The 5,260-nt window shown below is 65.9% G+C and carries 5 protein-coding genes; 3 read left to right on the forward strand and 2 right to left on the reverse strand.

Features of this window, described 5'->3' with window-relative positions:
* Both VDP82_RS13430 and VDP82_RS13435 read left to right on the forward strand, forming a co-directional pair.
* The coding region (locus VDP82_RS13430) for a DALR anticodon-binding domain-containing protein (protein ID WP_323015356.1) at window positions 1-342 on the forward strand (342 nt) is incomplete at its 5' end.
* Between the two features lie 16 nt (window positions 343-358).
* Window positions 359-1,339, forward strand: coding sequence for a DUF808 domain-containing protein (locus tag VDP82_RS13435; RefSeq protein ID WP_323015357.1), 981 nt, complete (start codon window positions 359-361; stop codon window positions 1,337-1,339).
* A gap of 176 nt (window positions 1,340-1,515) precedes the next feature.
* Here VDP82_RS13435 and rnhA read toward each other — a convergent pair whose 3' ends face one another.
* Window positions 1,516-1,986 carry a ribonuclease HI gene (rnhA, locus tag VDP82_RS13440; protein WP_323015358.1) on the reverse strand — a complete coding sequence of 157 codons (471 nt, stop codon included), beginning with the start codon at window positions 1,984-1,986 and terminating at the stop codon, window positions 1,516-1,518.
* Between the two features lie 79 nt (window positions 1,987-2,065).
* On the reverse strand, window positions 2,066-3,037 hold the full coding sequence (ispH, locus tag VDP82_RS13445) for a 4-hydroxy-3-methylbut-2-enyl diphosphate reductase (RefSeq protein WP_323015359.1): 972 nt from the start codon (window positions 3,035-3,037) through the stop codon (window positions 2,066-2,068).
* Between the two features lie 100 nt (window positions 3,038-3,137).
* On the opposite strand from ispH, the gene VDP82_RS13450 reads away from it, so the two are divergent.
* Window positions 3,138-5,260 (forward strand): putative PEP-binding protein (locus tag VDP82_RS13450; RefSeq protein ID WP_323015360.1); only part of this gene is annotated, 2,123 nt, incomplete at its 3' end.

Below are 5,260 nucleotides of genomic sequence, written 5' to 3' on the forward strand. Positions count from 1 at the left end.
GGCTATCGGCGCGGAGCCAATATCCTGGCCGCCGAGGAAAAGAAGGACGGCAAGGCCTATGCCGGCGCCGTCGACCGGGCGGCGCTGCGCCTGCCCGAGGAAACGGCTCTCGCCGACGCCATCGACAATGTGCACGCCGCCGTTGCCGCGCAGGTGGACCGGGACGACTATAAGGGCGCCATGGCCGAGCTGGCGACGCTGCGCGCGCCCGTGGACGCCTTCTTCACGCACGTGCTGGTCAATGATGCCGACCCGGCGGTGCGCGCCAACCGGCTCAACCTGCTGGCCCGGCTGCGCGACACCATGCATCTGGTGGCCGATTTCTCCAAGATCGCCGGGTAATAAGGGAGGCCGGGAAATGAGCGTCGGCCTTCTCGCTTTGCTGGATGATGTGGCCGGCCTCGCCAAGGTGGCTGCTGCCTCACTGGACGATATTGCCGGCCAGGCCACCAAGGCCGGTCTCAAGGCGGCGGGCGCCGTGGTGGACGATGCCGCCGTCACCCCGCGCTATGTCGATGGCTTCTCCGCCGCCCGCGAATTGCCCATCGTCGGGCGGATCGCCTGGGGCTCGGTGCGCAACAAGCTGATCTTCCTTCTGCCGGCGGCGCTGATTCTCAGCCTCGTTGCGCCCTGGATCATCACGCCCATCCTCATGCTGGGCGGCGCCTATCTCTGTTACGAGGGCGCCGAAAAGGTGTTCCACGCGCTGCGCCCCCACGCCGCCCAGGGGCATGAGGCGGCGTTGGAGCCGGCGGCGCTCAGTCCTCAAAACCTTGAGGACACTCGGGTGGCGGGAGCCATCAAGACAGATTTTATCCTCTCGGCCGAAATCATGACCATCGCCCTGGCCGCCATCGAGGTCGACAATTTCTGGACCCGCGCCACCATCCTGGCGCTGGTGGGCGTGGGCATCACGGCGCTGGTTTATGGCGCGGTGGCGCTTCTGGTGAAGGCAGACGATTTCGGCGTGCTGCTCTATCGGCGCGGGCGGTTGCGCCTCACCAAGCGACTGGGGCGGTTTCTGGTCCGCGCCATGCCCGGCTTCATGCAGGCGCTCGGGGTGGTCGGCACCGCCGCCATGATCTGGGTGGGCGGCGGCATCTTGCTGCATGGGCTGGCCGCCTTCGGCCTTGCCGCGCCCGAGCATTTCATCGAGGCCGCCGCCGAATGGGCCGCCCATGCCGTTCCTGCCATCGCCGGCTTTGCCGGCTGGGCCATGACCGCCTTTATCGACGGCATTTTCGGGCTGGCTTTCGGCCTGGTGATGATTCCGGTGGCCAGCCATGTCATCGCGCCCGCCTGGCGAGGGATCAAGCGATGGCTGCCCAGGCGGGGTTAGGATGTTTCATCGTTGAACTAGACCATCCCTTGCACCGTGTCATGCCGGCCTTGAGCCGGCTTCCATGCTGAAGGCCATCGGCCGCCATCGATGCGTGTGGAAACATGCGGAGATGGATTCCGGCTCAGGGCCGGAATGACACCGTGGATGAGGAGGCCTACGGGAAAATACTACTCTCAAAACGGTGGTGCAGCGCCTTCCGCCTTGCCGGGCTTGAACGGAGCCATGCCCTCGCGGGCCAGTTCGTCGGCGCGCTCATTGAGCTCATGGCCATTGTGGCCCTTCACCCAATGCCAGGAAATCTGGTGGCGCTTGGTCGCTTCGTCCAGCGCCTGCCAGAGTTCGGCATTCTTGACAGGCTTCTTGTCGGCAGTTTTCCAGCCATTGCGCTTCCAGCCGTGAATCCAGCTCTGCACGCCGTTCTTTACATATTGGCTGTCGGTATGGATCTCCACCGCGCAGGGGCGCTTGAGCGCGTTGAGCGCTTCGATGGCCGCTGTCAGTTCCATCCGGTTATTTGTGGTCTGCGCCTCCCCGCCCTTGAGTTCCTTGCGGTGCGCGCCGAATTGCAGGATCGCTCCCCAGCCGCCTGGCCCCGGATTGCCCGAACAGGCGCCGTCCGTATGAATGATGACGGTGTCGCTCATCGGGTATTTTCCGGTTCCGTAACAACGCCACAAGCATAGGGCCGATGGCGGGGGCGGGGATAAGTGCTTTTCGGCGCGATCATCGGCCCGAAGCGGTTTCGAGGGTGCGCAGCACTTTGGGGATGTTGAAGGCGATATGTTCCTCGGCGGTGGTCTTGGTTTCCACCTTGACCGCATAGCGCTCGGCAAAGGCGTCGATGACCTCTTCCACCAGGCTTTCCGGGGCGGAGGCGCCGGCGCTGACGCCAAGCGACTTGATATCGCCATAGACCGACCAGTCGATCTCGCTGGCCCGGTCCACCAGCGTCGCCGTCTTGCACCCGGCGCGCAGGGCCACTTCCACCAGGCGCTGCGAATTGGAGGAATGGGGCGAGCCCACCACGATCATCGCCTCCACCAGCGGCGCCACGGCCTTGATGGCCTCCTGACGATTGGTGGTGGCGTAGCAGATGTCTTCCTTATGCGGGCCGTTGATGGCGGGGAAGCGGGCGCGCAACGCGTTGACGATGTCGCGCGTATCGTCAACCGACAGCGTTGTCTGGGTGACGAAGGCCAGCGTCTCGGGATCGCGCGGTTCGAAGACATTGGCGTCGGCCACCGTCTCGACCAGGGTCACGGCTCCCGGCGGCAATTGGCCCATGGTGCCCACCACTTCGGGGTGCCCGGCATGGCCGATCAGCACGATCTCGTGGCCTTCGGCGAAATGGCGCTGGGCTTCCACATGCACCTTGCTGACCAGCGGACAGGTGGCATCGAGGAAGAACATGTTGCGGCTCTTTGCCTCGGCCGGCACCGATTTGGGCACGCCATGGGCCGAGAACACCACCGGCGCCTCGGTTTCGGGAATTTCGCTCAACTCCTCGACGAACACGGCGCCCTTTTCGCGCAGGCCTTCCACCACATATTTGTTGTGGACGATGGCGTGGCGCACATAGACCGGCGCGCCGTATTTCTCGAGCGCCAACTCCACGATCTGGATAGCCCTGTCCACTCCGGCGCAAAAGCCGCGGGGAGCGCAGAGGAGAATGTCTAGATGTGGCCGCTTTTCCATATCAGATCAGATGCTTTCCGAAGCGCGGCAAGTCAAGTGTTGTTGCGGTGCGCGAGGCGCACGGGCATTATGCGCGCGCAATCACGGCAAGGAGCCCAGGGTGAGTTTGGCACAGGAAATGTTCGCAATTGCCCCCGCACAGGGGAAGGCGAACCTGTCCGCGGGCCAGCTCAAGCTCCTCAGCGGCAAGGCGCGCTGGATTTTCCGCGTCGGCGAGGCCGGGTTTCCCACCGTGCCCACCATCGCGCTGACCCGTGCCGTCTGGGACGGGTTGCAGGCCGAGCGCGCACGGCGGGAAACCCGGCTGCGCACCCATTGGGTGGCCTGCCTGTTCAAGCTGGTGGGCAAAGATTCCAGGCCCCCCGCGCTGGTGGTGCGCACCTCGGCGGCGGCCCATAATGGCGGGCTGATGACGGCCCGCGTCGGCATTCCCGCTCCCGCCAATCCCGAGGATGCGGTCGATCCGGCACGGCCCTTGGCCAAGGCCATCAAGGCCGCCTTCGACAGCTACGGCTTCGGTCCGCGCTGGTCGGGCCGGGGCGAGGACGACCGGGCGCGGCAAATCGTCCTGGTGCAGGCGGTGGCCGAGGGCGAGATCGAGCAATTCCTCACCCGCAATGCCAGCACCGGCGCACTGGGGCCGGCGCCGGCCAATGGCGCGCCGCTGCCGCGCCTGTCCCAATCCATCACCGCGCTGGTCGAATTGCTCGACGCCAAGGCCGGGCGGCACATGAATTGCCTCATCGCCATCGACAAGGGCGCGGTGCAGTTCCTTTCCGCCCGCCCGGTGCAGGTGACCGCGGCGGCCGAGCTGGAAGCGGCGGTGGATCGGGTCAATCGCAAGACCTGGACGGCCCAGAATGCCGTGATGCGCGTGGAGCCGGCGCGGCTGGTGCAGATGCTCCATCCCCGGCTCAAATCCACCGAAGGCGCGGCGCCCATCGCCAGCGGGCTCGGCGTCTCGCCCGGGGCTGCCAGCGGCGTCATCGTTTTCAACGCCGAGGACGCGGCGCGCCTGAGGGCGCGGGGCAAGCATTGCATTTTGGTGGTCAGCGAAACCGGGCCGGGCGATATCGAGGGCATGAAGGCGGCCACCGGCATCCTCACCGCGCGAGGCGGCATGACCAGCCATGCCGGCGTCATCGCCCGCATCACCGGAAAGCCCTGCGTCGCCGGGGTTCGTACGCTTTCCGTCAATGCCGGCGACATGGTGTGCCGCATCGGCGAGCGCGAATTCCGCACCGGCGACCGGCTGACCATCGATGGCAGCGAGGGCCATGTCTATGCCGGCATCCTGCCGCTGGCCCAGCCCCATATCGGGGGGGCTATCGGCGCGCTTCTGGGCTGGTCGGACGCCAGCCGCACAATTGCGGTGCGCACCAATGCCGAGACGGTAGAATCGGTCAATACGGCGCTCAGCTTCGGGGCCGAGGGCGTCGGGCTGGCGCGTTCCGAGCATATGTTCTTTTCGCCCGAGCGCATGGTGGCGCTGCGCCGCGTCATCCTCAGCGAGGACGAGGAAGACCGCAGCCGCGCCATCAACGGGCTCGTCGACTTCCAGACCGGGGACTATTCAGCGCTGTTTTCGGCTATGAACGGCCTGCCGGTGACGGTGCGCCTGTTCGACCCGCCCCTGCACGAATTCCTGCCGCGCAGCGAAGAGGAAATCGAGGAAACCGCCGCCTCGCTCGGGCTGGCGGTGCGGGCGCTGCGCCTGCATCTGGACCGCATCGCCGAGATCAACCCCATGCTCGGCCATCGCGGTGTGCGGCTGGCCATCACCAATCCCGAGCTTTTGCACATGCAGGTGCAGGCGCTCATGGCCGGCGTGCGCGCCGCTTCCGAGCGGCAGAGCGAGCCGGTGGCGGTGGAAATCATGGTGCCATTCGTCTCCACAGCCAGCGAAGTGGCCTGGGTGCGCGAGCGCGTCAACGCCATCGCCGCCAATTCTGGCCTGCTGCGCAACGACCGGGTGAAATTTTCCTTCGGCACCATGATCGAGTTGCCGCGCGCCTGCCTTCGGGCCGGCGACATCGCCCAGATGGTGGATTTCATCTCCTTCGGCACCAATGACCTGACCCAGACCACGTTCGGCATCTCCCGCGACGATGCGCCGACGTTCCTGGCCTCCTATCAGCGCAAGGGCATCTATGAACGCGATCCCTTTGTCACCATTGACGAAAAGGGCGTGGGCGAAATGATCGCGCTGGCCATTGCGCGCGG

It is taken from the genome of Devosia sp., from assembly GCF_034675085.1.
Classification (GTDB): Bacteria; Pseudomonadota; Alphaproteobacteria; order Rhizobiales; family Devosiaceae; genus Devosia.